The sequence below is a fragment of the Halogeometricum sp. S3BR5-2 genome (genome assembly GCF_031624635.1).
Lineage (GTDB): Archaea > Halobacteriota > Halobacteria > Halobacteriales > Haloferacaceae > Halogeometricum > Halogeometricum luteum.
In genome coordinates this window covers 257,719-283,736 of record NZ_JAMQOQ010000004.1, presented here as the reverse complement: position 1 = coordinate 283,736, position 26,018 = coordinate 257,719, and the positions used below count along the sequence as shown (strand labels likewise).

Annotated in this window: 20 protein-coding genes; 12 read left to right on the top strand and 8 right to left on the bottom strand. The window is 66.7% G+C overall.

All coding sequences use genetic code 11. From position 1 onward, the window contains the following. Nucleotides 1-104 precede the first annotated feature (104 nt). Complete coding sequence (locus NDI79_RS16020) at nucleotides 105-1,148, bottom strand: zinc-dependent alcohol dehydrogenase (RefSeq protein WP_310929609.1); 1,044 nt, start codon at nucleotides 1,146-1,148, stop codon at nucleotides 105-107. Nucleotides 1,149-1,266: 118 nt separating this feature from the next. Between NDI79_RS16020 and NDI79_RS16015 the strand changes: the two genes are divergently transcribed. Then, nucleotides 1,267-2,046 (top strand): SDR family NAD(P)-dependent oxidoreductase, encoded by a 780-nt coding sequence (locus NDI79_RS16015; protein WP_310929608.1) that lies wholly within the window; start codon nucleotides 1,267-1,269, stop codon nucleotides 2,044-2,046. Between the two features lie 211 nt (nucleotides 2,047-2,257). Here the strand turns inward: NDI79_RS16015 and NDI79_RS16010 are convergent, their stop codons facing one another. From NDI79_RS16010 to NDI79_RS16000, 3 genes are all read right to left on the bottom strand, one after another. Further along, on the bottom strand, nucleotides 2,258-3,496 hold the full coding sequence (locus NDI79_RS16010; protein WP_310929607.1) for a mandelate racemase/muconate lactonizing enzyme family protein: 1,239 nt from the start codon (nucleotides 3,494-3,496) through the stop codon (nucleotides 2,258-2,260). Between the two features lie 84 nt (nucleotides 3,497-3,580). Then, entirely contained in the window at nucleotides 3,581-5,269 is a 1,689-nt protein-coding gene (locus NDI79_RS16005) for a CRTAC1 family protein (protein WP_310929606.1), read from the bottom strand. Next, on the bottom strand, nucleotides 5,266-6,570 hold the full coding sequence (locus NDI79_RS16000; protein WP_310929605.1) for a DUF7405 family protein: 1,305 nt from the start codon (nucleotides 6,568-6,570) through the stop codon (nucleotides 5,266-5,268). Before NDI79_RS16000 ends, NDI79_RS16005 begins: the two co-directional genes overlap by 4 nt. Nucleotides 6,571-6,674: 104 nt before the next feature. On the opposite strand from NDI79_RS16000, the gene NDI79_RS15995 reads away from it, so the two are divergent. Beyond that, nucleotides 6,675-7,580 (top strand): HEAT repeat domain-containing protein, encoded by a 906-nt coding sequence (locus tag NDI79_RS15995; protein ID WP_310929604.1) that lies wholly within the window; start codon nucleotides 6,675-6,677, stop codon nucleotides 7,578-7,580. A 23-nt stretch (nucleotides 7,581-7,603) separates the two neighbouring features. On the opposite strand, the gene NDI79_RS15990 is transcribed toward NDI79_RS15995, so the two are convergent. The 3 genes from NDI79_RS15990 to NDI79_RS15980 all read right to left on the bottom strand — a co-directional run bounded on the left by NDI79_RS15990 (nucleotide 7,604) and on the right by NDI79_RS15980 (nucleotide 12,299). Continuing rightward, nucleotides 7,604-7,837: a hypothetical protein gene (locus tag NDI79_RS15990; protein ID WP_310929603.1), complete on the bottom strand. Its 234-nt coding sequence runs from the start codon at nucleotides 7,835-7,837 to the stop codon at nucleotides 7,604-7,606. A gap of 169 nt (nucleotides 7,838-8,006) precedes the next feature. Further along, nucleotides 8,007-10,121, bottom strand: a complete 2,115-nt coding sequence (locus tag NDI79_RS15985; RefSeq protein ID WP_310929602.1) for an endo-1,4-beta-xylanase — start codon at nucleotides 10,119-10,121, stop codon at nucleotides 8,007-8,009. A gap of 111 nt (nucleotides 10,122-10,232) precedes the next feature. After that, complete coding sequence (locus tag NDI79_RS15980; protein WP_310929601.1) at nucleotides 10,233-12,299, bottom strand: alpha-glucuronidase family glycosyl hydrolase; 2,067 nt, start codon at nucleotides 12,297-12,299, stop codon at nucleotides 10,233-10,235. 244 nt (nucleotides 12,300-12,543) lie between these two features. On the opposite strand from NDI79_RS15980, the gene NDI79_RS15975 reads away from it, so the two are divergent. From NDI79_RS15975 to NDI79_RS15955, 5 genes are all read left to right on the top strand, one after another. Beyond that, the gene (locus NDI79_RS15975; RefSeq protein ID WP_425499624.1) at nucleotides 12,544-14,304 is read left to right on the top strand and encodes an ABC transporter substrate-binding protein; all 1,761 of its coding nucleotides are present in this window, start codon (nucleotides 12,544-12,546) and stop codon (nucleotides 14,302-14,304) included. Between the two features lie 30 nt (nucleotides 14,305-14,334). Next, nucleotides 14,335-15,333, top strand: coding sequence for an ABC transporter permease (locus NDI79_RS15970; RefSeq protein ID WP_310929599.1), 999 nt, complete (start codon nucleotides 14,335-14,337; stop codon nucleotides 15,331-15,333). Continuing rightward, nucleotides 15,323-16,348 carry an ABC transporter permease gene (locus NDI79_RS15965; RefSeq protein ID WP_310929598.1) on the top strand — a complete coding sequence of 342 codons (1,026 nt, stop codon included), beginning with the start codon at nucleotides 15,323-15,325 and terminating at the stop codon, nucleotides 16,346-16,348. Before NDI79_RS15970 ends, NDI79_RS15965 begins: the two co-directional genes overlap by 11 nt. A gap of 6 nt (nucleotides 16,349-16,354) precedes the next feature. Beyond that, the gene (locus NDI79_RS15960) at nucleotides 16,355-18,658 is read left to right on the top strand and encodes an ABC transporter ATP-binding protein (protein ID WP_310929597.1); all 2,304 of its coding nucleotides are present in this window, start codon (nucleotides 16,355-16,357) and stop codon (nucleotides 18,656-18,658) included. Nucleotides 18,659-18,788: 130 nt separating this feature from the next. Continuing rightward, nucleotides 18,789-19,139 (top strand): hypothetical protein, encoded by a 351-nt coding sequence (locus NDI79_RS15955; RefSeq protein WP_310929596.1) that lies wholly within the window; start codon nucleotides 18,789-18,791, stop codon nucleotides 19,137-19,139. A 32-nt stretch (nucleotides 19,140-19,171) separates the two neighbouring features. Here the strand turns inward: NDI79_RS15955 and gfo6 are convergent, their stop codons facing one another. Next, on the bottom strand, nucleotides 19,172-20,263 hold the full coding sequence (gene gfo6, locus NDI79_RS15950; protein WP_310929595.1) for a D-xylose 1-dehydrogenase Gfo6: 1,092 nt from the start codon (nucleotides 20,261-20,263) through the stop codon (nucleotides 19,172-19,174). Nucleotides 20,264-20,431: 168 nt separating this feature from the next. Between gfo6 and xacF the strand changes: the two genes are divergently transcribed. From xacF to NDI79_RS15925, 5 genes are all read left to right on the top strand, one after another. Beyond that, nucleotides 20,432-21,877, top strand: a complete 1,446-nt coding sequence (gene xacF / locus NDI79_RS15945) for a 2,5-dioxovalerate dehydrogenase (protein WP_310929593.1) — start codon at nucleotides 20,432-20,434, stop codon at nucleotides 21,875-21,877. A gap of 80 nt (nucleotides 21,878-21,957) precedes the next feature. Next, on the top strand, nucleotides 21,958-22,410 hold the full coding sequence (locus NDI79_RS15940) for a universal stress protein (RefSeq protein ID WP_310929592.1): 453 nt from the start codon (nucleotides 21,958-21,960) through the stop codon (nucleotides 22,408-22,410). Next, the gene (locus NDI79_RS15935; protein ID WP_310929591.1) at nucleotides 22,410-23,375 is read left to right on the top strand and encodes a mannonate dehydratase; all 966 of its coding nucleotides are present in this window, start codon (nucleotides 22,410-22,412) and stop codon (nucleotides 23,373-23,375) included. The genes NDI79_RS15940 and NDI79_RS15935 overlap by 1 nt, the downstream gene beginning before the upstream one ends. A 58-nt stretch (nucleotides 23,376-23,433) precedes the next feature. Continuing rightward, on the top strand, nucleotides 23,434-24,801 hold the full coding sequence (gene uxaC, locus NDI79_RS15930; protein ID WP_310929590.1) for a glucuronate isomerase: 1,368 nt from the start codon (nucleotides 23,434-23,436) through the stop codon (nucleotides 24,799-24,801). 115 nt (nucleotides 24,802-24,916) lie between these two features. Further along, nucleotides 24,917-25,696: an SDR family NAD(P)-dependent oxidoreductase gene (locus tag NDI79_RS15925; protein ID WP_310929589.1), complete on the top strand. Its 780-nt coding sequence runs from the start codon at nucleotides 24,917-24,919 to the stop codon at nucleotides 25,694-25,696. Nucleotides 25,697-26,018 lie beyond the last annotated feature (322 nt).

Genomic DNA, 26,018 nt, shown 5'->3' with positions numbered 1-26,018 from the left:
ACGACCCTCGCCCGGTCGGTCAGGACGGCCGCCGCGCCGGAGGAAAGCGAGCCGGTATCGAGAGGAGAGAGCGCGTCGAAGGTATCGCCGGTCAGACGGCCGCGTTACTCCCGGAGGACGGACACGTCGAAGACGGGTTTGCAGGTGCCGCCCGAGAGGAACGTCTCGAACGCCTCGTCGGCGTCGAGCAGGCTGAACCGGTCGTCGAGGAACGTCGCGTGGTCCACATCGCCCGACTCGATGAGCCGGAAGGAGTTCTCGAAGTCCTCGTACATCGACGCGTAGGAGCACTGGAGGTCGATCTCCGAGCGGACGAGCGGCGAGTACGGCATCGTCGTCTCGCCGGTCTGTCCGATGAGGACGATCTGTCCGCCCTTCCGGACCTGCTCGACGGCCATCGTCAGTCCCGACGGGTGACCGGTCGTGTCGAACACAACGTCGTAGCCGATGCCGTCCGTCAGTTCCTCGCGGCGGGCCGCCATGTCGTCCGCTTCGACGTTGAGCGTCGGGAACCCGAGTTCCTCCGCGAGCGGGAGGCGGTACTCGGTGTCCTGCCCGACGCCCGCGACGACCACCTCGCCGCCCTGCGCGTCTGCTATCTGAGCGGTCAGTTGACCGATGGGGCCCGGCCCGGCGACCAGCACTCTGTCTCCGGCGCCGACGCGCGAGTTCTGTATGACGGCGCGCGCGCCGATGCTCGTCGGTTCGACCAGCGCCGCGTGCTTCGGGTCGACGCCGTCGGGGACGGGGTGGAGCGCCGTCTCCGGCGCCGTGACGTAGCCCGCGTACGCGCCGTCGTGGTCGACGCCCGTTATCACGGCGTTCTGACAGACGTTCTCCTCGCCGATTTCGCACTGATAGCAGTCGCCGCAGCCCCGAATCGGCCGCTCGACGACGCGGTCGCCGACCGCGAACTTCGTGACGGCGTCGCCGGTTTCGACGACGCGACCGGTGTACTCGTGGCCGATGACCGTCGGGAGGTTCATCCGCTCGAACGCCGACTCGAACTCGTAGATGCCGGCGTCGCTCCCGCAGAGACCGGCGTAGTCGACTTCGATCAGCGCCTCGTCCGCCGCGGGGGTCGGTCGGTCGATGTCGACGAGTTCCATCGAGCCGTGACCGCGGCTGGTCTTGGTGAGTCCTCGCATGTATCCGACTCCCGTCGGGAACGTTATCAGCGTGTCGGTCGGCGGGGATTTCGCCCGCCTCGGGCGGAATCGTCGGGCGACCGCAGGGATAAAGAGCGATGCGGTCGTCGGCCGGGGTATGGATTCGTACGAGCACACGCCGGTCACCGTCGAGGACAAGCGCGCCGTCGTCGTCGGCGGGACCAGCGGCATCGGTGAGGCCATCGCGCTCGGGTTCGCGAGCGAGGGCGCCGACGTGGTGGCGACGAGTCGGAGCGAGGAGAAAGTCGAGTCGACCGCAGAAGAGATTCGAGAGCGCGGCGTCGACACGGTGAGCGTGACCTGCGACGTGACGGACGCCGAGTCGCTCGAACGCGTCCGCGACCGAGCGGTCGAGGAACTCGGCGGCGTGGACGTCGTCGTCGCCTCGCAGGGCGCCATCTCCCGAGAGTCGGTTCGGGACATCTCCGAGGAGGACTGGGACTTCGTGACCGACGTCGCCCTCGACGGCGTTCGTCGGGTCACGCAGGCGTTCGCACCGGCGCTCGAACAGAGCGAGTCGGGCGCCATCGTCAACATCTCCTCGCTCGCGGCCACGCTCTCGATGTCGAACCTCCCCGCTTACTCCGCCGCGAAGGGCGGCGTCGAGGCGTTCACCCGCGCGTCCGCGAAGGAACTCTCCCCCGAAGTGCGCGTGAACGCCATTGCACCGGGCTTCGTCATCACGCCGCAAAACGAGGACACGTACGCCGAAGGGACCGAAAAGCGGACGCGCATCGACGAGCGCACTCCCCTCGGACGGGTCGCCGACCGCGAGGAGATCGTCGGCGCGGCCGTCTACCTCGCCAGCGACGCCGCCTCCTACGTCACCGGCGAAGTCGCCACCGTCGACGGCGGGTTCGGCAGTAGCGCGTTCTGAGCGGCGGGACGCCGAGAACGGTCGCAATCGTCGAATCGCGTTTATTTTCGATGAACGGTGTGAAACAGAGATTCGCTGGCTCGGTGAGGGTACGCTTCGTCGATCGCCACGGAGCGAACCCTGCGAATCCGACGAGGCCTTTCAGGCCTCGTCGAACCGCGCGAGACGGTCGCTCACTTCGTTCGCGCTGCGACTCGCTGGCTCGACGAAGCTACGCTTCGTCGAACAGCGTCTCGCCCTCGACCATGTGCTCTCCGACGGCGTCGAGGTCGAGCGTCAGGCCGAGACCGGGCTTCTCGGGAATCTCCATGCGACCGTCCTCGATGAGGTTGTCCTCCTCGACGAGGTCCTCCCACCAGCCGAGTTCGTAGGAGTGGTACTCGACGGCCAGCGAGTTCGGGATGGCGGCGCCGACCTGCGCCGAGGCCATCGTCCCGATGGGCGAGGAGACGTTGTGCATCGCCACGGGGATGTAGTACATGTCCGCGAGGTCGGCTATCTTCCGCGTCTCGCGCATGCCGCCGACGCGCGGGAGGTCCGGCGCGATGATGTCGACCGCCTGCGGTTGCAGCAGGGAGAGTTGGCCGAACTTCCGGTAGACGTTCTCCCCGACGGCGATGGGCGTCGTCGTCGAGTCGGTCACCTTCTTCTGGACCTCGTGGTTCTCCGGCGGGACGGGGTCTTCGAGCCACCAGACGTCGTAGTCTTCGAGTTCGCGCGCGAGGCGCTTGGCGCTGCCGCCGGTGAACGACCAGTGGCAGTCGAAGGCGACGTCCGCGCGGTCGCCGACGGCCTCGGTGACCGCCTCGACGATTTCGACCTTGTGGTCGATTTCGGGGTTGCGCAGGTGGCGGTTCGCGCGGTCCTTCTCGTGACCCGAGGGCACGTCGAGGTCGAACTTGATGGCGTCGTACCCGAGGTCCTCGACGACGCGGACGCCCTCCTCGGCGCACGCTTCGGGGTCCGCCTCGTTCTCGGTGTGGAGGTCGCAGTAGATGCGCACCTCGTCGCGGTACTTCCCGCCGACGAGTTGGTAGGCCGGCACGTCGAGGAGTTTCCCGGCGACGTCGTGCAGGGCGATTTCGATGCCCGAGATGGCGGAGATGACCTTCCCGGAGACGGAGCCCTCGCCGGACATCTTCTGGACGAGGTGCTCGTACAGGCGGTCGATGTCGAGGGGGTTCTCGCCCACGAGGAACGGCTTCATCCGCTCGATGATGGCGTCGTCGCCGCCGCCCCAGTAGGACTCGCCCGTCCCCACGACGCCGGCGTCGGTGTAGACGCGGACGAGAATCCACGGGTAGTTGCCGTCGACCATCGTCGTCTGTACGTCCGTAATCTCCGCGTCGCGGACGCCGCCGCGCTCGTTGGTGATGCCCATCGTCTCCGCCGAGAGGTCCCGCATCGTGTACTCCGCGTTCGGATCGCGTAGCTTCGCGTAGTCGACCATTACGTGCGTATATCCCGAAACCCGATAGTAAAGCTTGCGGGTCCGATTCCGGGACGGGGAGGGGACCGAGAGCGGGGGCGGTCCTCAGTCGTCGTACTCGACGACCGTCTCGACGCCGCCCTTCGTGATCAGCACCCGGCGATTGGTCGCCACGTCCTCGAACGTGCGCTCGGTGCCGTCGGGCCAGCGGACGGCGAGGTCGACCGTCTCGGCGCCGCCCACGCCGACGTGGGAGACGCGCCCCTCCTGCGAGAGGAAATCGGACCCGACGGTCTGCTGGACCGCCGTCGACCCGTCGGGACCACCCGAGACGGTCACTTCGGCGCCGTAGACGGTCGAACCGTTCGCGTCGGCGACGCGGAAGGCGAGGCTGTCGGCGTCGGCGCCGACCCCGACGTTCTCGTAGACCGTCACCTCGCCGTCGTAGGGGGCGATGACTACGTCCATGTCGCCGTCGCGGTCGTAGTCGAACGAGACGAGTCCGCGCCCGTCGTGTTCGGTCAGGTTTCGTTCGGAGGCGTCGAGGTTCTCGAAGCTGTCGCCGTCGCGTTCGAACAGCATCGGGAGGGTGTAGTGCGGGTCGTCGCGGTCGATTCTGACGACGTTCTGCGTCGCGTGTATCAGGTCTCGGTCGCCGTCGTTGTCGAGGTCGGTCAGGCTCGCCGCCCACCCCCACCCGCCCTGCCGGACGCCGTACGCGACCGCGCGGTCGGTGAGATTGCCCGACCCGTCGTTCACCATCATCGTGTTCCCCTTCGTCCGTCCGGACTTGATGACGTAGCCGAACAGGAGTCTGAGCCGCTCGTAGCGCTCTTTGTCCTCGACTTCGTCGAGGGGAAGGTAGATGTTCGTCGTGAACACGTCCTGCGCGCCGTCGCCGTTCACGTCCGCGATTTCGGAGGACATCCCGTTGCGGGAGGTGTTGCCGCGGATCGGGCGCGCCTCGAAGGTCCCGTTCCCCCGGTTCAGGTACACCGCGTCGGTGTTGTAGTCGTTCGCGACGTGGACGTCCTGCCGACCGTCGCCGTTCAGGTCGACGAAACTCGCCGCGAGGCTCCACCGCGCGGCGTCGCTCAGCCCCGAGTCCGCGACGCGTTCGAAGCCGTCGTCGGTGTTCTCGTAGAGGACGTTCGGGTTGCCGTTGTCCTCGCGGACGTACTTGTGGAGTCCGAAGTAGCCCTCCGGTTTCCCGTGCTTCCAATCGCCCGACTGGTAGACGAGGAGGTCCGAGTCGCCGTCGCCGTCGTAGTCGGCGGCCGTCGCGCCCATCGGATACGTCAGATTACCCAACTCCTCCCCGGAGCGCTCGAACGTCCCCCCGTCGTTGTGGAGGAGGACGGGTTCGGCGTGGGAGCGGAGCACCAGCAGGTCGTCCCAACCGTCGCCGTCGTAGTCGAAGAACAACGCCCCCTTGACCGCCCCGTCGAACGTCGGAAACGCGGCGTCGCGTTCGAACGTGCCGTTGTCGTTTCGGAACAGAGCGGGGCGCTCGCCGCCGACGGCCAGCACGTCCTGCCAGCCGTCGCGGTCGTAGTCGGCGACGTAGACGCCGTCGTCGCCGTTGCCGGCGCCGCCGCCGTCGGTCTGATAGGTCAGGCCCGAGGCGTCCGTCCGCTCGCGGAAGTCGATGGTCGTCTCCGGGCCGCCCGAGAGGCTGTCGGCGACGCCGCCGAGACAGCCCGACGAGAGGAGTAAGAGCGCGAGCGATAGCGCGGCGAGGCGCGTTCGAGTTCGGGGTCGAACCCCGGTCGCCCCGGTGCGCGGCGGACTCATCTGTCGCTCGGGAGCGCGCGGTCCGCCCGCGGCGGCACGAGGAACGTGCTCCGCGAGAGCGTGCCGAGGTAGTCGACGATGCCGTGCCTGTCGTCGGGGACGTCCACGTCGTACTCCTCGACGTTCATCGCCCGCCGGACTTCGACGAACTTTCTCGTGTCCGTCTGGACCGACGAGAAGTTGAACGCGGAGCCGTGCACGTCGTCGGTGGCGACGCCCTCCGAACGCCGGAGAATCTGCGTCTGGAACTCCTCGTCGCGGGCCGAGGCCACTTTCTGCGCGTGCCCGACGATGCCGTGTTCGGCCGCGAGTTCCTCCAGGTTCCCGACGTTCTCTTCCGTTATCTCGCTGTGGTCGCCGAGGGCGTCGCCCACGTCGCCCACGTCCTCGTAGTCGTGCGCCGGGCAGTACATCTCCTTGGTCCGCTGTTCGTGCGGTTGGTCGTACCAGCGGTCGAGGTCCGTCCGCACCCGTGAGACGGCCAGCGTCGTCCCGCCGGCGAACGGCCCCGCGGAGAACGTCGCGGCGTCCTCGGCGGGAAGGCTGTTACTGAACCCCGCCCGGAACCCCATCGACAGCGGCGCGTCCTCTGGGATGTCCTCATTGTCTATCTCTTGGGCCGGCCGCCCCTTCCCGAGGACGCCGGTCCGCCGTTCGGTCACGGTGAAGATATCGGATAGTCGGTGCTCCACCTCGACGCCGTTGAGCCGCTCCTTCTCCGCGAACAGCGCCTGCTCGGCGGCCAAGAGAATAGACGCGTAGTCGCTGTCGAGGAGGAGCAGGGCGTCGAAGTCGGCGGCCAGCGACTCGTCCTCGCCGAGTTCCGCGAGGACGGTCTCGGGCCGCTGGAGTTCGTCCAGTTCGATGCCCACCCGCTCCAGATACCGCGGCGCGTACCCGAGCATGAACAGCAGGCCGTCGTTGATGCTTCCGCTCGCGTCGAGGCCGCTTCCCCACTGGAAGGCGCGTTCGAGCGTCCGAAGCGCGTTCTCGACCCGCTCCCGTTCTTCGTCGGTCGGCGGGACCGACCCCTCGTAGGAGAGACCGAGCAGCAACTGGTGTTGGCTCTGCGTCACGGTACCGTGGACGCTGTTCACCAGATAGTCGTCCCACGCGTGCTGGCGCGCCGGCAGCGCGGACCGGTCCTCGGTCCCGCGCGGGTACTCCGGCCCCTCGGTCGTCTCCTCGTCGGGGGAGCGCTCCGCCTCCTGACAGGCCGCGAGCGCGCTCGATCCGCCGATTGCGAGCGCCGCCTTCACCATGGTCCGGCGGGAGAGCCCCCGCGAATCGTCTCCAGTCATCTACTGAAGAGTTAGACGTAGACGATAAATCATTTTCGTCGGTTCCGACGGCGCGGACCGAACCGACCCTCACGTATTTACACGCCGGCGCGTATCGTACCGCCATGACCGCGAACGCGTCGAGACCGCTCGACGGCATCGAACCCGAATCCGTGACCCCCGAGGACATCGACGACGAGGAGGTCCGGGCCGCCCTCGCGTCCGACACTCCCTCGGTGCGACAGCGCGGAGTGGAGGTCTGCGAATCGTTCGCCGCGACGGGCGTCGAGGCTGTCCGATCACTCCTCGACGACGTCGCTCCGCTGGCGGGCGACGACAACGCCGCCGTCGCCCTGCGGGCCATCTCGGTCCTCGACACCGTCGCCCGGAGCGACCCCGACGCGCTCGACGGAGCGACGGCGGGCCTCGCGGACGCGGCGGACAGCGAAATCGTCGACGTCCAGTTGACCGCGGCCACCGCGCTCGGGGTGCTCGTCGTGAAGCGCCCGGACCTCGTCGCCCCGTTCGTCGGCGAACTCGTCGCGGCGATTCGCGCCACCGAACCCGACCCGACGCCGGGCGACTTCAGCGCCGTCGAGGACCCGGTGACCCGGCGAACGCTCGAAGAGCACGAGGAGTCCGAGCGTCAGCGGCGGACCTCCGGCCGACGGACGCTCGTCAACGTGGTCGTCGCGGTGTGCGAGGAGGAACCGGAGTCGGCGCTCGGCACGGTCGAGGGGCTGGTCGGCCTCTTGGACGACGTGGATCCCTCCATCGTCGGCGGCGCCGTCGACGCCCTCGGCGAACTGGCCGTGACCGACCCCGCGGCCGTCGCCCCCGCGAGGGAGGAACTGCGGGCCCGTCTCGACCATCCGCAGACGTTCGTTCGTGCACGCACCGTCCGAGCGCTCGGACGTCTCGGCGACGAGGGAGCCGTCCCGGAACTTCGGACCCTCGCCGAGACGGACGACGACGAGGACGTGCGCGAGATAGCGGCCGAGACGGCCGCGTTCTTGGCAGAAGAATCCTAGCGGGCGGCCGAAGCGACCCTCCTTTACTCGTTCATGGCGCGCTTCGTGCAGTACCAGTAGGTCGTACTAAAGAAGACGAGTCCGACGACTACGAGGACTACGTCGATGACGAGGAGCGGGTACGACCGGTCGCCGGGTTCGACGAACAGCAGTGAGAGTCCGAGGAGAAAGCCCGACGCGATGAGGAGCGCCAGAACGACCTTCATCTGCTGGCGCTGGGCGCAGACGAGGTCGAGCAGCGCCGACGTTTTGGACATGACTGCTGGTCGGCGGACTCGCATAAAAAATCCGGCGGTCGTTCGGTCGACGGAGCCGCGCTTTCCGGCGAACAGGTCGTTCCGCACGTGCGGCGGGTTCGTGTCGGCTCAGAACGGCGCTCACCGGTGGGCGGGCGACTCGGGTCGTGTCGAGGGCGGCGTCAACTGATCAGTCGTGCGCCGTTTCCGTCTCCTCGTCGTGGTCGTCGCCTTCCTTCTCGTCGCTCTTCTCGTCTCCTTTTTCCTCCTCTTTCTCCTCGTCGTGTCCCCGCTTCTCCCCGTTCTCGTCGTCGCCGTGCCCCTCGGATTCGTCCCCCTCGGACGGCGGTTCGAGTTCGACCGTCACCGCGCCGTGCTCGTCGTCCACCGTCGCGACCGTCGCTCCCGACAGCGCGCCCTTGCGAGCGGTCACTTCGTAGCTTCCCTTGAAGCCGTTCGCCGCGAAGACGCCCTCCTCGTCCGTCTCGCCGCGCTCTTCGGTCCACCACTCCTCGAAGACGAGCGTGCGGTACATCTCGCCGTGCGGGCGGATGCTCCAGTCGGTGTCGTAGTACGCGCCGGTCGGCCGCCAGTGGTCTTCCTCCCAGAAGCCCCACGAGACGACGCCCTCGACGGCGGGTTGGCTGAACGCCACCGTCAGGAAGTCGCGCAGGTAGTCCGTCTGCACCTCGACGTCCTGGGCGTTCCGGCGGCTGAATATCTGGATGTCGAACTCGGTGACCAAGAGGGGGACGCCGAACTCCGAGAACGCCTCGAAGCCGTCGATGATGTTCGTCACGTCGAGCATCTGGTTGTACCACTGTTGGTGGTGGCCCATGAAGCCGATACCGTCGAGCGGGTAGTCGTTCTCGACGAGGTGCTCGATGTAGTCGAGGTACTGGCTTCGCTGCCACTGCCCGCCGATGGCGCCCATCTCGTTGGTGTACAGGGCGTGGTCCGTCGCCTCGTCCGCCACGGACCACCACTCCGCGACGGCGTCCCAGCCGAGTTCCTCCATGTCGCGGAAGTTGCTCTGCCAGATGGGGTGGTTGTGCATGTCCCACTCGGCCACCTCCTCCTCGAACTCGTGGGCGTGGTTCCGAATCTTCTCGGAGACCGTCTCGCGCACCTCCGCCGGCGAGAGGGACTCACCGTTCTCTATCGCCATCCCGCCGCCGCCGTCGGTGGTGAACTCCTCCCAGAGGAGGTAGTGGCCGCGCACCGGGTAGTCGCGGTTATTCAACCACGCCAGCGTATCCAGCGTCCGCTCGTTGTCGATGTCCCAGCCCTCCTCGCTCTCCCACGCGGGGTACTTCAGACCGTTCTCGACGGTGGCCTTGTTGAAATCCTCCAGGAAGGTGCTCCGGTACGTCTGGTCGTCGGGGTCGTCGCCCGTGATATGCTCCACCGAGACGGCGCTGCCGAAGTCGAACGCGTGTTCGGTCATCTCGACGTCCACCGTCGCGTCGGTCATCGGTTCGCCGCCGGGACCGAGGACGCGCACCTCGAAATCCCGCTTGCGCGTCTCCTCGATGCGGTCGGCCGCCTCCTCGCGCCACGCCGCGTCGAGAGAGCGCCCCTCGTAGTCGTACGGCGGGAGGGTGTCGAGCGTCACCTCCGCGTCGCCGTAGTCGAACAGGGCGACGCCGCCGAAGTCGACGGTCTGTTCGCCGTAGCAGGTCCAGAACTCCAGTGCCGGCACGGCGTCCTCCGTCGGCGTCGCGCCCACTTCTATCGGGAAGAAGTAGCGCATCCACTGGTCCCACGGTTCGAAGTGCGCCCCCCGCTGGACGAAGTTCTCGCTCGTCGCGTCGGCACCGTCCTCGTCGGTGTAGTGGTAGGCGAAGTTCGCCGTCACCTCGGCGTCCGACGTGTCGCTTCGGACGTACGCGACGGCCAACAACAGGTCGCCCTCCTCGAACGAGCGGTCCGATATCTCCCCGCGATACGCGTAGTCCGACGGGCTTCCGCCGTCGCCGGGCAGTTCGAGCCGTTCGCCCGTCGTGATGGGGACGGCGTCGGAGTCGACGGAGATGGTCGACTCGTCGCCGCCGCCGACCAGCGAGAACGCCTCGATGGCATCCTCCTCGGTCGTTCCGTAGACGTACTCCCCCGCCGGGAGCTGTTTCTGTTGTCTGCTCGACGCCGTCAGTTCCTCGCGCAGCGTCCGGTGGTACGCGCCGAGCGAGTCGTCCGACTGCGCGCTCGCTGCGGCCGACCCGAACACCGCGGAGGCGCCCAGGACGCCGATGGATTTCAGGAACGGTCGCCGTCCGCTTCGAAGATTTGCATTATCGTCTGACATTAGCTGCGCTTCTGAGACTCACAACCGTGTTATATAATTGTGAGGAACTAGTCGAGTATCTGAGATAACAGACGGTCTAGATGAAAGGGGCGCGGCGTCGCCGCCTGCGGCCTACCGGTTCGGAACTCGACCCGCTTCGTCGGGGATGCCGGCGTGGTCGTAGAAGTAGTGGGCGAGCGTGTCCCGCCAGCGCTTCGCCTGCGCCACCTGCTCGTCGAACCGCTCGGAGACGTGACGATACCGCTTTTCGTCCACCCGGCCCTCCAACGTGCGCCACAGGTCGCGCAGTCGCTCGACTTCTTCGACGCCCGCGAACAGGTTGTCGTAGAGTCGCTGGACGACGGTCGTCCCGTCGGAGAGTTCGTGCTCCCAGGGGAGGTGATGGAAGAACAGGAGGAGTTCCTCGGGACAGGTCTCGACGGACTCGTAGCGCTCCGCGACCGGGTCGCGGTACTGCGGGGCGTACCCGCTCCCCCCGCTCGTCCGGTCGACGCCGACGCCGTCCTCGGTGACGCCGTGGTAGCCGGGCCACTCCCCCGGCGACGGGTCGTAGTGGTTTTCGAGCAAGGCCTCGCCGTTGTACATCATGTGCATCAGTCCGAGGCCACCCGTCTCGTAGTCGATGCACGCCTCCCAGGAGTCGCGGAGAATCTCGGAGACGGCGTCGACGACGGCTTCGTCGGCGCCGAACGTCTGTCTGACCCACTCGTCCGTTATCTCCTCCACGGAGCGGTCGGGGTCCCAGACGGTGCGCCCGAACGCGTACAGGTTCGACTGCATCAGGTAGTGACCGGTCCACGTGTCGTCCTCGCCGACGCTGCCGACGCCGACGACGCCCTCGCCGTCGCCGCGGAACAGTGACTTCACCGGCGTTCCCTGACCGTCGGCGTGCGTGTCGAACTCGAAGACCTCCTCCCACATGGGGAGGTGGTACGTCGCGTGGACGCCCTGTCCGGTGTACTCGCCGGTTATCTGGAACTCCAGTCCGAGGTCCGTCTCCGGCATCGCGCCGAACAGCGTCGACACCGGCTCTCTGGGCTGGAAGTCGATGGGGCCGTTCTTCACCTGCACGGTGACGTTGTCCGCGAACTCGCCGTCAAGCGGTTCGAAGGTGTCGTACGCCTGCACCGCGCGGTCCTCGTGGGAACCGTAGACGAACGCGCGCCACCAGAGGCGTCCGTTGTGCGGGTCCAACGCCGCCGCGATGGCGTTCGCCCCGTCGACGTGGTCGCGGTCGTAGTCGTACGGACCGGGTTGCCCCTCGGAGTCGGCCTTGACGAGGAAGCCGCCGAAGTCGGGTATCAGGTCGTACACCTCGTCGGCCTTCTCTCGCCACCACTCGCGGACCTCGTCGTCGAGGGGGTCGGCGGTGTCGAGGCCGCCGACGAGCATCGGCGAGGCGAAGTTCACCGAGAGGTACGTCCGGATGCCGTACCGCCGGAAGACAGAGACGAGTCCGGTCATCGCCTCCAGCCGTCCCGACTCCAGCAACTGCCAGCCCTCGAACGCGTCGAACGCCTCGCCGGCGCTCGGTCGCGGCGGCTTCTCCGTGTTGACGTTGTTGAGCACGACGCCGTTGATTCCCACCGAGGCGAGCAACCGGGCGTAGTCCTCGTATCGCTCCCGCAGGTCGGGAAGCCGCTCCCAGTCGAAGATGGACTCGCCGCCGTACCCCCGCTCGACCGACCGGTGGAACGGCGTGTCCCACTGGTTCAGGAGTCGGTTGGCGTACGTCGGTTCCTCGCGGACGTCGAGGTCGTCGACGGGGTCGCCGACGCTCATCAGTCGGAGGAGGTGGAAGGTGCCGTACACCAGCCCTCGGTCCGTCGGAGCGGTGACGACGACGCAGCGCTGACCCTCCCACTCGACGGTCCGGAGGAGGAACCCGCCGTCGGTCAGACGCTCGACCTCGTCGACCGGCACCGAGTCGGCGACCATCCGCATATCGTCGGGCGTACCGATAGCGAGGAACCCCCCGGCCGTCGACGGCGGGTGCTGCCAGAGGTGCGGGTCCTCACCGAGGAGGCCCGGAATCGCCCGCCGGAGTTCGTCGCGAACCGCGCTCAGTTCGGGGGACTTCTCGGCGACGTACGCGTGTCGACACAGTCGGCGGTACGAGTCGAGGCGGTCCGCGTCCGCGCGGTCGTACCGGAGCCAGCAGTCGTCGTAGTCGTTCATCGGGTGCGACCGTCGACTCGTCGGCGTCGAATAAAACCATGGTGATGGTCAGAATCGTCGACGGGGACGGGCGAACGGAAAGCGGTCGAGAAGGCTGGAGGGCGAGAGAGGGCCGCCACTCCGGTTCAGGGAACCGCTTTAACGATGATCCACAATACTTATGAACCATTATGGACAAGAATGACATGTTATGTCATCCAGGAGCGGGCGTGGCGAGTACGACAGAACAATCAGCCGGCGGCGGATGCTGGCGGCGGCGGGCGCGTCGGGCCTGGCCGCGCTCGCCGGCTGTTCGGGCGGCGACGGTGGCGAGGGAGAGGGCGAAGCCGGAACCGGCGGCTCCGGCGGCTCCGGGGGTACCGACGCCGGGACGGACGGTTCTTCGGGCGGTTCCGTGGCGGACGCGACGTTCGTCAACGCCTACACGGGGAACCCGGTCGACCTGCACTTCAACTCCTCTGCGACGCAGAACTTCAGTTGGCCCGCCGGCCGAGCGGTGTTCGCACCGTATCTGAAGTACTCGTTCAACGAGCAGGAGTTCCTGATGGGCGCGCTCTCCGACCTCCAGATACAGGATCAAGAGGTCACGCTGACCTTCCGGGACGACCTCATGTGGGACAACGGCGACGAGTGGACGACCGAGGACTTCGAGGTCCAGATCCAACTGGCCCAGAAGACGGGAAGCTCCCTCTGGGGCTACGTGGACGACTACGAAATTGTCGACGACCACACGGCCAAGCTGATGCTCTCGGGGCCGACGAACCCGCAGATCGTCAAGTTCGAGCTGACGAATTTCTTCATCGACACGAAGGCGGAGACGCACGAGCAGTGGCTGGACCAGGAGGCCTCGGCGTTCCTGCAGTGGGCGTGGGAAGACCCCGTGGCGAGCGGGATGTTCTCGTTCGTGAACAAAGACCAGCAGGCGTTCGAGTTCGAACGCAACCCGCAGTTCTACAAGTCCGACAACGTCAACTTCGGCACCTACCTCATCGAGAGCTACGGCGGGAACACCGCCCAGCACCAGGCGCTCATCTCCGGGAGCGAAGTCGACGCGGCGACGAGCCTGTTCACGCCCCCGGAGATAGCGGACCGCTTCCCGGACAACGTCGTGGAGGTCAACATTCCGGCCAAGTGGGGTTACGGTATCGTCTTCAACCACAACGACCCCGACTTCGGGAACCGAGCGGTTCGGCAGGCCGTCGCGCACGTCGTCGACCGGCAGGCCGTCGTCGAAAACGCCGGACCGCGCACGAAGTTCGTCACGCCGACGCCCTGCGGCATCGCGCCGCGCGACCAGGAGTCGTGGCTGGGCGACTGGTTCGACGACTTCGAGACGTACGGTCCCGAGTCCACGAACACCGAGCAGGCGACGCAGCTCATGGAGGAGGCCGGCTACTCCAAGCAGGGCGGAAAGTGGCAGAGCGAGGACGGCGGAACGATCGGCGGGGAGTACTACTCGCCGGCTGGCTGGACCGACTGGACGACGATGACGCAGACGGTCGTCAGCCAACTCAACGAGTTCGGCTTCGACTTCTCCATCAGCACCCGGCCGACGAACGACTGGTTCAGCCAGTACTCGAACAGCAACTTCACGATGGGAAGCCTCTACTGGCTGCCGGGCGGGTCGCGCTCGGCGTTCCCCTACTTCCCGCTGTACTACCAGCTGTGGGCGACCGACATCGGCGGCGGTCACGGCTACCGCGAGAAGGCCGAGTCCGAGCAGACGATTCCCGCCCGCGGCGGCGGCGAGATGACGATCAACCCGCTCGAAGTGACGAAACAGATCGCCCGGCAGCCCAACGACGAGGAGGCGAGACAGTACGTCCAGCAGTCGGCGTGGCACAACCACATCGAACTGCCGTTCCTCGGAATCGTCTCGAAGTTCGAGCAGTCGTGGGTCACGAACGACGACTGGACGGTCGCCGCCGAGGGAAGCACCAACCGACGCGTCAAGTGGCCGCCGTTCTGGTGGGTCCACGAGGGCGAACTGCAGTACAAGCAATAGCCGCGTGACCACCCGACACTATCCACCAATATGAACTACTATCTCCGACGCACGCTCAGGATTCCGCTGACCGTTCTCGCCGTCGCGACGCTTACCTTCGGGCTCATCCGACTGCTCCCGGGCGGGCCGTTCACCCAGCTCAGAATCCAGCTCATCCGGCAGGGGGTTCCGGTCGAGCAGGTCAACGCACGCATCGAGGCCCTGCAGAACATCCGGCCGGACGCTCCGCTCTGGCAGCAGTACCTCGACTATCTCGTCGGCGTCGCTCAGTTGGATCTGGGGCGATCTATCTCGCTCAACCAACCTGTGATGGAGGTTCTCGCCCGCGCTATCCCGTGGACCATCTTCCTCGTCGTGACGTCCACCGTGTTGATGTTCGTCATCGGGGTTCTGATCGGCGCCGTGCAGGCGTACTGGGAAGGCTCCACCTTCGACCAGATGGCCTCGGGAAGCTCTATCTTCCTGATGGCGGTTCCCTACTACATCTTCGCGGTCGTCTTCCTGTTCTTCCTCGCCTTCCAGCTGAACATGTTTCCGACGGGGAACGCGGTCGACAGGGGGGTCGAGGCGTCTCTCAGCGTGGAGTACGTAGCGAGCGTGCTCCACCACGCGGCGCTTCCCATCCTCTCGTTCACCATCGGCGGTATCGGCTCCACCGCGCTCAACATGCGCGGGAACGGAATTCAAGTGCTCGGCGAGGAGTACGTCGAGGTCGCGCGCCTCCGCGGGCTCTCGGACAGCCGCATCGCCACTCGGTACGTCGCGAAGAACGCTATTCTCCCCATGTACACCGGACTCTTGCTGCTCATCGGCTTCCGTCTCGGGGGCACCGTCGTCCTCGAACAGATATTCTCCTACCCCGGTCTCGGCTACTACCTCATCTCGGCGGTCCAGGCCAACGACTACCCGCTGATGATGGGCTGTTTCCTCATCATCACGGTCACGCTCGTGGTCGCCGTCTACGTGGCCGACCTGACGTACGGTCTCATCGACCCGCGCATCAGCGCAGGTGATTCGGATGGCTACTGAGGCGGACTCCTCGTCCTCCTCGGACGATATCGACTGGCGCTCCGAGTCGTCGTCGGTCGAGATGAGCCGCCGCGACCGGCTCGAAGAGTTCTACCGTCACTCGGTGTACGAACCCGCGGCCGTCGCGTGGTCCGACCGGCGCACCCGCATCGGCATCGTCATCCTCAGCGTCTACCTGCTCATGGCGCTCGTCGAGATTCTCGGTCTGTGGCGCGACCCCTCACCCAGTCAGGCCGAGCGACTCCTCCCGCCGTTCCAGAACTGGGCGTACCCGCTCGGGACGACCCAGTCGGGCGTCGACCTGCTCGCACTCATCATCGACTCGACGCCGTTCATCCTGCTGATGGTGCTCGCCGGCGGCGTCTGGGCCACCGGCATCGCCGTCCTCGTCGGTACCGTCTCCGGGTACAAAGGCGGCGCCATCGACACCGTCATCACGTCCGTCTCGGACTTCTTCATGGCGATTCCGGGGCTCCCGCTCGTCATCATCCTCGCCATCACGTTCAGCCCGGAGAACCCCATCTTCCTCGGGATGATACTCACCATCAACTACTGGGCGGGGCTGGGGCGCTCCATCCGCTCGCAAGTGCTGTCGATTCGGGAGGCGAGCTACGTCGAGGCCGCACGCACGATGGGTACGGGGACGTCCAGGATCATCCTCAAAGACGTCCTGCCCAACATCATGCCGTACGTGATGGTCAACTTCGTGCTCGCCGCGCGGTACACCATCTTCGCCTCGGTCGGCCTGTACTTCATCGGCGTGCTGCCGTACACGGGTCAGAACTGGGGCGTCACGCTGAACAACGCGTACAACCAGGGCGGCCTGTTCACGATGCAGGCGCTCCACTGGCTGCTCGTCCCCATCGTCGCCATCGTCGGACTCGCCTTCGGTCTCATCCTCGTGAGTCAGGGGATGGACCGCATCTTCAACCCCCGGGTGCGCACCCGGTTGACCGGCGAGTCCGAGTCCGTCGACGAAGAGGGCGAGAACGAATCCACGTCCACGTGGGTATGATATAACATGGCAACCAACACAGACACGAACACGTCAGCGACCGACGACGCGGCATCGCAAGGGGTCGTCAACGACCCCATCTTGGAGGTACGGGACGCGCACGTCACCTACAGCGGCGGCGACACGTACGTCATGGAGGACGTGAACGTCGACATCGACCGCCACGAGGTGCTCGGCATCGTCGGCGAGTCGGGGTCGGGCAAGTCCATGTTCGCGTCGGCGCTCATGGACGCCGTGCCGGACCCGGGCCTCCTGACGGGACAGATAACCTACAACCGCGAAGACGGGAGTTCGGTCGACGTGCTCGAACTCTCCGACGAGGAACTCCGCAAGTTCCGCTGGGAGGAGGTGTCGATGGTGTTCCAGGGGGCGATGAGTTCGTTCAACCCGACGATGAAGATCAGCGCCCACTTCGAGGAGACGCTGAAGGCGCACGACAAGAACGTCTCCGAGGGACTCGACTTCGCGCGGGAACTCCTGGAGAACCTCTACCTCGAACCGAACCGGGTGCTCGACTCCTACCCGCACGAGCTATCGGGCGGCATGCAACAACGGGCGCTCATCGCCCTGAGCATGGTGCTCGACCCGGAAGTGCTGGTGATGGACGAACCGACCGCGGCGCTGGACCTGCTGATGCAGCGGTCGATTCTACAACTGCTCGACGACCTGCAGAGCCAGTACGACCTCACCATCATCTTCATCACGCACGACCTGCCGCTCATCGCCTCCCTGGCCGACCGGATGGCCATCATCTACGCGTTCCAGTTCGCCGAGATCGGTCCGCGAGACGAGATCATCGGCGACTCCGCCCACCCGTACACGAGGGCGCTGCTGAACGCGACGCCGAACCTCGACGCGCCGCTGGAGGAGATGCAACCCATCGAGGGCGAGGGGCCGGCGCCGGTGAACGTGCCGCAGGGCTGCCGGTACCACCCGCGGTGTCCGCTCGCCACCGACGAGTGCCGGGAGGTCGACCCGCCGCTGGCGGCCGTCGGCGACGGCGGCACCCACCGCACCGCCTGCCACCACTGGCAGGAGGCACAAGAAGAGATTCCGCTCAACTTCGGTGAGGACGCCGCGACCATCGAGGACGGACAGGTTCCCGGGGGCGAATCCGGATCCGGGTCCGGGCCGGGGGCCACGGGCGGCGGAGCGACCCGCCCGGGAGAGACCCCCCTACTCTCGCTGGACGACGTGGAGGTCCACTTCGAGAAGGAGCAGGGATTGCTCGACCGGTTCCGGAGCGACGCGAGCGTCGTCCGCGCCGTCGACGGCATCTCGCTGGACATCGAAGAGCAGGACCTCGTCTGTCTGCTCGGCGAGTCCGGATGCGGGAAGACGACGCTCGGGAAGACGATGATCGGTCTGCAGCGTCCGACCGGCGGGTCGATACGGTACCGGGGACAGGACATCTGGGAGGCGAAGGACGGCGAGGGTGACGTCGAAATCACCCACGAGGAGATTCGCCGCGCCCTCCAGATCATCCACCAGGACCCCGGAAGCGCGCTCAACCCCAACCGCCGCATCGTAAACATCCTCTCGGAACCGCTGCGGCACACGCATCCGAACATCAGCCAGGCCGAACGACGCGAGCGGATGCACTCGCTGTTGGAGCGCGTCGGGATGACGCCGGCGGGCGACTTCCTCGAACGCTACCCGCACCAACTGTCGGGTGGCGAGAAGCAACGCGTCGTCCTCGCGCGGGCGCTGTTGATGAATCCGAACGCCATTCTCGCCGACGAGGCCATCAGCGCCGTCGACGTATCGCTGCGCATCGAGATAATGGACCTGATGCTCGAACTGCAGGAGGAGTTCGACACCTCGTTCCTGTTCATCAGTCACGACCTCTCGAACGCGCGGTACTTCGCCGAACACGGCGACGGGCGCATCGCGGTGATGTACCTCGGCGAAATCGTCGAGATAGGCACCGCGGAGCGTCTCATCCACGACCCGCGACACCCCTACACGGAGGTGCTGCGGTGGGCGACGCCGAACCTCGACTTGGACGCGATGGAGGCCGAGGAGCCGCCGATACGGCAGATAGACGTTCCGGACCCGGTGAACCCGCCGTCCGGGTGTCGCTTCCACACGCGGTGTCCGGTCGCGCGCGAGGCGTGCCGCGAGGAGCACCCGACGCTCGAGGACGTCGACGGCGGCGACGGGAAGGCGGCCTGCTTCCGCGAGGACCCGAACCACCGCTACTGGGACAGCGAACCGCTCGAGGGGGCTGCCGAGAGCAGAGAGGAGTTCTTCGCCAACGCGGCCGCGGAGACAAGCGACTCGAACTCCGAGACGGCGAACTCGGACTGAACGGGTCACCCGAACCCACCGCCGCGGCCGGAGTCGAGTCAAGGCGCCCGCGCGCCGTTCTCTTCCTTCCGGCGGACGACCGTAGAGGGTGACGACGCTATTATTACTCGGGGCGAGATACACCGCGGGTATGCAACGCTACGAACCGGAGTGCGTCGACGGCGACCTCTTCCTCGTCGCGGACGAGGACCGACTGGAGGTCGGCACCGTCGACGACGTGGTGGACGCCGTCGGCGGGGAGACGTACGTCATCGAGTACGACGAGCGACAACGGACGCAGCCGTGGTTAGACGCCGACGACGGCGTCCTCGAAGTCGACGTGCGCGAGACGGCGACGTCGCTGAACCACACGCCCGAGACGGTGTCGGACCTCCGCGAGTACGACATGAGTACGGAGAAGTACGGCCTGCCCGCTCGAACGGTCGAGTTCGCGAATCGCTTGGTCGACATCCTCGAACGGCAGGGCCGAGAGGAGGAGTAGGAGGGTTCAGCTTCGCTTCAGTTTAGGTCGGTTCAGTTCACCGACACCGTCTCGCCCGTCTCGGCCGCCTCGTAGATGGCCGCCAGCGCCCGCATGTCGAGGAGGCCGTGTTCCGCGTCGGCCGCGAACGGCCTTTCTCTGAGCACCCGGTCGGCGAAGTAGTCCAACTCCTCGGTCATCTCGTCGCCGAAAACGTCGCTGCGCTCGTCGTCTATCTCGATTTCGCGTCCCTCTGCCGTGCGGTAGCGGAGGTGCTGGTCGGACATGCCGAGGTAGGAGTGCTCCAAGGAGAGTTCGCCCTCGGTGCCGACGATTCGGAGGTGTCCGGAGAGCGAGGCGTGCTGGCTGGCGGTGCAGGCGGCGTAGGTGCCGTCGTCGAACTCGATAGTAAAGGTCGCATACTGGTCGGGCACCTTCTCGAACGCCTCGTCCTCCGAACGCATCTGCGACGTCACGCTCACCGGGTCGGCGTCGAGGACGAACCGCGCGGTGTTCAACGGGTAGACGCCGAGGTCCATCACCGACGCGCCGTAGCCGGCGAGTTCGGGGTCGAGACGCCACTGGTCGGGGCTGCCGGAGACGAACTCCAGCATCTGCTGGCCCATGTGGCCGTGGACGAGAACCGGGTCGCCGACGGCGCCGTTCCGAACGAGTTCGCGCATCCGGCGCACCTGTGGGTCCGTCTGCATCCGGTAGGCGACCATCAGCGGCACGTCCTCGGTGGCCGCGACGAGTTCCTCGGCGCGTTCGCTCGTCGCCTCCATCGGTTTCTCACAGAGGATGGGCTTCCCGTGCTCGGCCGCCGCCCGCGCGTACGGGAGGTGCTTCGCGTTCGGCGTGCAGACGTAGACGGCGTCGTACGCCTCGACGGCCTCGCCGTCGACGAACTCCTCGTAGGTGAGCGTCGCCTCGACGGTGTCGACGCCGTCGGCGACGTCCCGGCCCTTCTCGCGACTGCTGCTGACGAGCACCGTCGTCTCACAGAACTTCGAGTCCTCCGCGGCGGGAATCGTCTGCTCGCGCGTCCACCATCCGAGACCGACCATGGCGAGGCGGAGCGTCCCGTCCTCCAACTCCTCCCAGTCGCGGTCCCGGAGGTCGTGTAGGTAATCATCGACTGACATGGTACCGAGGTTCGGGCCGACCGGCAAAAGTGTAGTGGACCGACGGCGCGGCCGTCCGAACGGTCGGAGACGGACGGCGGCCGGGAATCGGGGACGGCGAGAGACGCGCCGTGACACGCGGTGACAGAACCGTAAGAATAGTATGAGAGAACGATGAACGGATAGGTGATGACGACAGAGAAAAACTACGTGAACGGAGAGTGGGTAGACTCATCGACCGGCGACACCGTCGACGTGCAGAACCCGGCGAACCCGAGCGAGACCGTCGCGACGTACCAGCAGTCCGACGAGTCGGACGCGAAGGAGGCCGTCGACGCCGCCGTCGCGGCGAAAGACGAGTGGGCGAAGACGCCCGGCCCCGAACGCGGGCGCATCCTCCGCGAGGCCGGGACGCTCCTCGGTCAGCGCAAGGAGGAACTGACCGACAAACTGGTCGCAGAAGAGGGGAAGGCGCGCGGCGAGGCGGCCGGCGAGGTCCAGCGCGCGATAGACATCTTCCACTACTTCTCGGCGAAGGCTTCCGACCTCGGCGGCACCGTGAAGGGTGCGAGCGGACCGGACACGAACCTCTACACGCGCGAGATGCCCGTCGGCGTCGCCGCCCTCGTCACGCCGTGGAACTACCCCATCGCCATCCCGGCGTGGAAACTCGCCCCCGCGCTGGCGGCGGGCAACGCCGTCGTGCTCAAGCCCGCCTCGGTTGCGCCCGGCGTCGTCGTCGAAATCGCCCGCGCGCTGGACGAGGCGGGTCTGCCCGACGGCGTCCTCAACGTCGTCACCGGCCCCGGCAGCACGGTCGGTAACGAGTTCATCGAGAACGAGGGCACCGACGCCGTCTCCTTCACCGGCAGCAGCCAGGTGGGCGAGATGGTGTACGAACAGGCGACCGACGCCGGCAAGCGCGTCCAGACCGAACTCGGCGGGAAGAACCCGACGGTCGTGATGGACTCCGCCGACCCCGCGGAAGCCGCGGATATCGTCGCGAACGGCGGGTTCGGGACGACCGGTCAGTCCTGCACCGCCTGCTCTCGCGCCGTCGTCCACGAGGACGTCTACGACGAGTTCGTCGACGAACTCGTCGACCGCGCCGAGTCCATCGACATCGGCCCCGGCAACGAGCACGAAATGGGCCCGCAGGTCAGCGAGGACGAACTGAACTCCACACTGGAGTACATCGACATCGCGCAGAACGAGGGCGCGACGCTCGCGGCGGGCGGAGACGTCCCCGAGGGTGACGAGGTGGAAGAGGGCCACTTCGTCGAGCCCACCGTCTTCACCGACGTGGAGAACGACATGCGCATCGCCCAAGAAGAGGTGTTCGGCCCCGTCGTCGCCGTCATCAAGGTGTCCGACTTCGACGAAGGGCTGGATGTCGCCAACGACGTGGAGTACGGCCTCTCGGCGAGCGTCGTCACCGACGACCACACGGAGGCGAACCGCTTCGTCGAGGAGGCGGAAGCGGGCGTCGTGAAAGTCAACGACAAGACGACCGGTCTGGAACTGCACGTTCCCTTCGGCGGCGTCAAGCGCTCCTCCTCGGAGACGTGGCGCGAACAGGGCGACGCCGGACTCGACTTCTACACCATCGAGAAGACCGTCTACGACAGCTACTGAGGCCCCCGACGCGGGTCTTCGAGGCGTCGCGTATTTCTTCACATGAATCATTAAATAGGTCGGTCTCGAACTCGCGGTGTATGAGAGACGCACTCGTAGTGATGGAGGATCGAGAGGGATGTGCGGCGTTGCTCCGCGAGGCCGCGGCGTACGCCGCCGGCGCGGGGACCGAACTCGTCCTGTACTCGCCGCTGACCGGCGAGGAGTACGAGGAAGCTATCGAGACGCTGGACGAAATCGGACGCATCGAGAACCGCGACTACAGCGACGAGGAGGCCCTCGGCGTCGCGCGGCAGTTCGCCGAGCGGATGGCGACGGAGACGCTCGACGGCGACGTGGCGTGGTCCGTCGTCGCCGATGTGAACGAGGAACTGGAGGCGCGTCACGTCATCGAGGCCGCGGAGAGTCGTGACTGCGACCACGTGTTCACCCTCGGTCGCCGTCGGTCGCCGACGGGGAAGGCCGTCTTCGGCGACGAGACCCAGCGGCTCATCCTGAACTTCGAGGGGTACGTGACGGTGAAGGTGGAGTGATGGACACGACGCTGATGCTCCCGCCGCGTCCGGACCGGCGGTGGACGCTCGCCCGGCAGCTGGGGCTCTCGACCGCGGTCGTCCGGTTCTGGGGGGAAGAGGAGTGGTGGACGTACGACTCGTTGTTGAAGACGAGAAACCGCTTCGCCGACCACGGTCTCTCCTTGGACGTCGTCGAGGACCGGCCGCCGATGACGAAGACGGTGCTCGGCGAGGACGGTCGAGACGAGGAGATAGCGACGGTCAAGGAGTTGCTCCGGAACATGGGACGGGCCGGAATCGGCGTCTACTCGTGGGTGTGGACGGAGAACCCGGTCGGCGTGATTCGGACCTCCGATTCCGTCCGCCTGCGCGGCGACTCGCGGACGACGGCGTACGACCACGAGCAGTCCGAACGCGGACCGGACCACCCGATCGACATCTCCGAAGCGGAACTGTGGGAGAACCTGGAGTACTTCCTCGACGAAGTCGTCCCCGTCGCCGAGGAGGCGGGCGTGAAACTCGCCCTCCACCCCGACGACCCGCCGGTCGAATCGGCCCGAGGAGTCCCGCGCCTCGTGAACTCCGTCGAGAACGTCCGGCGCATCCTCGACCTCTTCGACAGCCCGAACCACGGGCTCACGTTCTGTCAGGGCAACTTCTCGGCGATGGGCGCCGACGTGCCCGCGACGATTCGGGAGTTCGGCGACCGCATCCACTTCGTCCACTTCCGGGACGTGGAGGGCGGGGCGGAGTCGTTCGTCGAGACGTGGCACGACGAGGGACAGACGGACATGCCGGCGGCGATGGACGCCTACCGGGACGTCGGCTTCGACGGGCCCATCCGCCCCGACCACGTCCCGAAGATGCTCGGTGAGGAGGACCGAGCGGGAGCGATGTCCGGCTACACCGACATGGGTCGACTGTTCGCCGTCGGCTACATGAAGGGGCTGACGGAGCGAGCGGAGCGCTCCGAGAAGGGGTAGTCGGGTCCGTTCCGGAGGCCTCGCGAACTTTTTTGTCGCCCGGTGCAGAGAGCCAGATATGGGATTTATCGACGAGGACTACCTGCTGGAGACGGACGCGGCGGCGGCGCTCTACGACGCAATCGAGGACCTCCCGATAGTCGACCCGCACAACCACATCGACGTGGTCGAGGTCGTCGAAAACGAGCCGTGGAGCGACATCTGGGCGGTCGAGGGGGCGACCGACCACTACGTCTGGCAACTGATGCGCAAGCGCGGCGTCCCCGAGGAGAAGGTGACCGGCGACGCGAGCAACCGCGAGAAGTGGACCGCCCTCGCCGAGGTGTTCCCCGACTTCGCCGGCAACCCGACGTACGAGTGGGTCCACCTCGACCTGAAGCGCCGGTTCGGCATCGAGAAACCCCTGAACGCGGAGACGGCCGACGAGATATGGGAGGAGACGAAGCGGCAACTGGCCGACCCCGAGAAGCGACCGCAGGCGGTCCTCCGAGAGATGGGCGTCGAGGTGCTCTGCAGCAGCGACGACCCGACGTCGAGCCTCGAGTACCACGAACGCGCGGAGACGGAGGTGGAGGGCGTCGAGATACGTCCCACGTGGCGACCGGACCGCGCGCTGAAGATAGAGAACCCGGAGTGGTCGACGTTCGTCGCCGAACTGGACGAGGCGACCGAGAGCGGCGTCGAGACGTTCGGGGGCTTTCTCGCCGCCCTCGCGGAGACGCACGAGTACTTCGCCGAACGCGGCTGCGTCGCCTGCGACGTCGGCACGGGAACGACGCCGGTGTCGAAGCCCGTCGACCGCGAGCGCGCCGCCGGGGTGTACGAGAAAGCGCGCCGCGGCGACGGTATCGACGAGGCGGCGGTGCGCGACTTCAAGGCGTACCTCCTCGGGTTCGTCGGCCGCCTGAACGCCGACGCCGGATGGGTGACGCAGTTGCACGTCGGGGCGGTCCGAGACTACCGCGAGTCGCTGTACGAGTCGCTCGGGGCGAACGCCGGCGGCGACGTCTCGACGCAGGACGTCGACCTCGTCGGCGACCTCGACCACTTCCTCGACGAGTTCGACGGGGAGATGGAAGTCGTCCTCTACACGCTGGACCCGACGCACTACCCGAGTGCGACGGTGCTCGCCCGGACGTACCCGAACGTGAGCGTCGGGCCGGCGTGGTGGTTCAACGACAGCCCGTTCGGCATCGAGAACCAACTGGAGCGAGTCGCCGCGGTGGACCTGCTCGCGAACTACGCCGGCATGGTCAGCGACTCGCGGAAACTCGTCTCGTACGGGTCGCGCTTCGAGATGTTCCGGCGGTCACTCGCGAACGTCATCGGCCGGATGGTCGAGCGCGGACGCGTGCCGCACGACAACGCGAGACGACTCGTCGAACGCGTGGCGTACGACCGACCGAAGGAACTGTACGGTCTCTGAGGCCGCGACCGACGCGGACGGAGGCCCTCGCTCGCGGTGAGTACCGACCTGACGGCCGGACGCCCCCGGCACACCGACACAGTAAAGGTTCGCACGTCGGAGATAACGAGCAGAGATGACGGGTAAACTCAGCGGTGAGACAGCGATAGTCACCGGATCGAGTCAGGGAATCGGAAAAGGAATCGCCGAGCGGTTCGCGGCCGAGGGCGCGAACGTCGTCGTCAACTCGCGGTCGCAGGAACGGGCCGAGGAGGCGGCGGCGGCCATCGAGGCGGACGGCGGCACGGCCATCGGCGTCGAAGCCGACGTGACCGACGAGGACGCGATAGAAGCCCTCGTGCAGACGACCGCGGAGCGGTTCGGGAGCGTCGACATCCTCGTGAACAACGCCGGTCTCACGGTCATCGACAGGGCGACCGAGTTCGACGTCGCGGAGTGGCGCAAGGTCATCAACGTGGACCTCGTGGGCACGTTCATCGCGAGTCGCGCGGTCGGTCGACGGATGATAGACCAGGGTGAAGGAGGAGCCATCCTCAACATCTCCTCGCTGATGGGGGGCCGCGGTCTCCAGATGCGCTCGCCGTACTGCGCCGCGAAAGCCGGCGTGAACAACCTCACACAGACGCTCGCCGTGGAGTGGGCGGAGCACGACATCCACGTCAACGCGCTGGCTCCCGGGTTCATCTGGACCGAGATAACCGGACAGACGCAGGGGTCCGCCGACTACACCGACGACGACATCCGCGACCGGACGCCGCTGAACCGGTTCGGCACCATCGAGGAGATGGCCGAGTGCGCGACGTTCCTCGTCGGCCGGGACAACTTCGTCACCGGAGAGGTGCTGCACGCCGACGGCGGGTGGCAGGCGTACGGATGGGGGGCGGGCGGTCAGTAAGCGGGCGGTGCCGCGCCGACCGAAACGACTGAGTACCTCCATCGAGAACGTACGAATCGCCGTCACGCGCTCCCGGAGAGTGCCGTCGACGGCTCTGGCAACGTAGCTCCGAACGCGCTGTCCCGGCGCCACTCGCCTCGGTGGCGCCTCTCTCACACGTACGAGCGACGCGTCTGCGGCCGGCGGGAGGCTTCGCCGTTGCCAGCCCCGAGTTCCGTCGTTCCCTATCACAGAACAGCTTTCCGGCGTCGGCCACAGCGTCGTTACAAGATTAGTTTCGTAACGTATAGGGAGGAGAGAACGAGCCGGTCGTATGGGACGA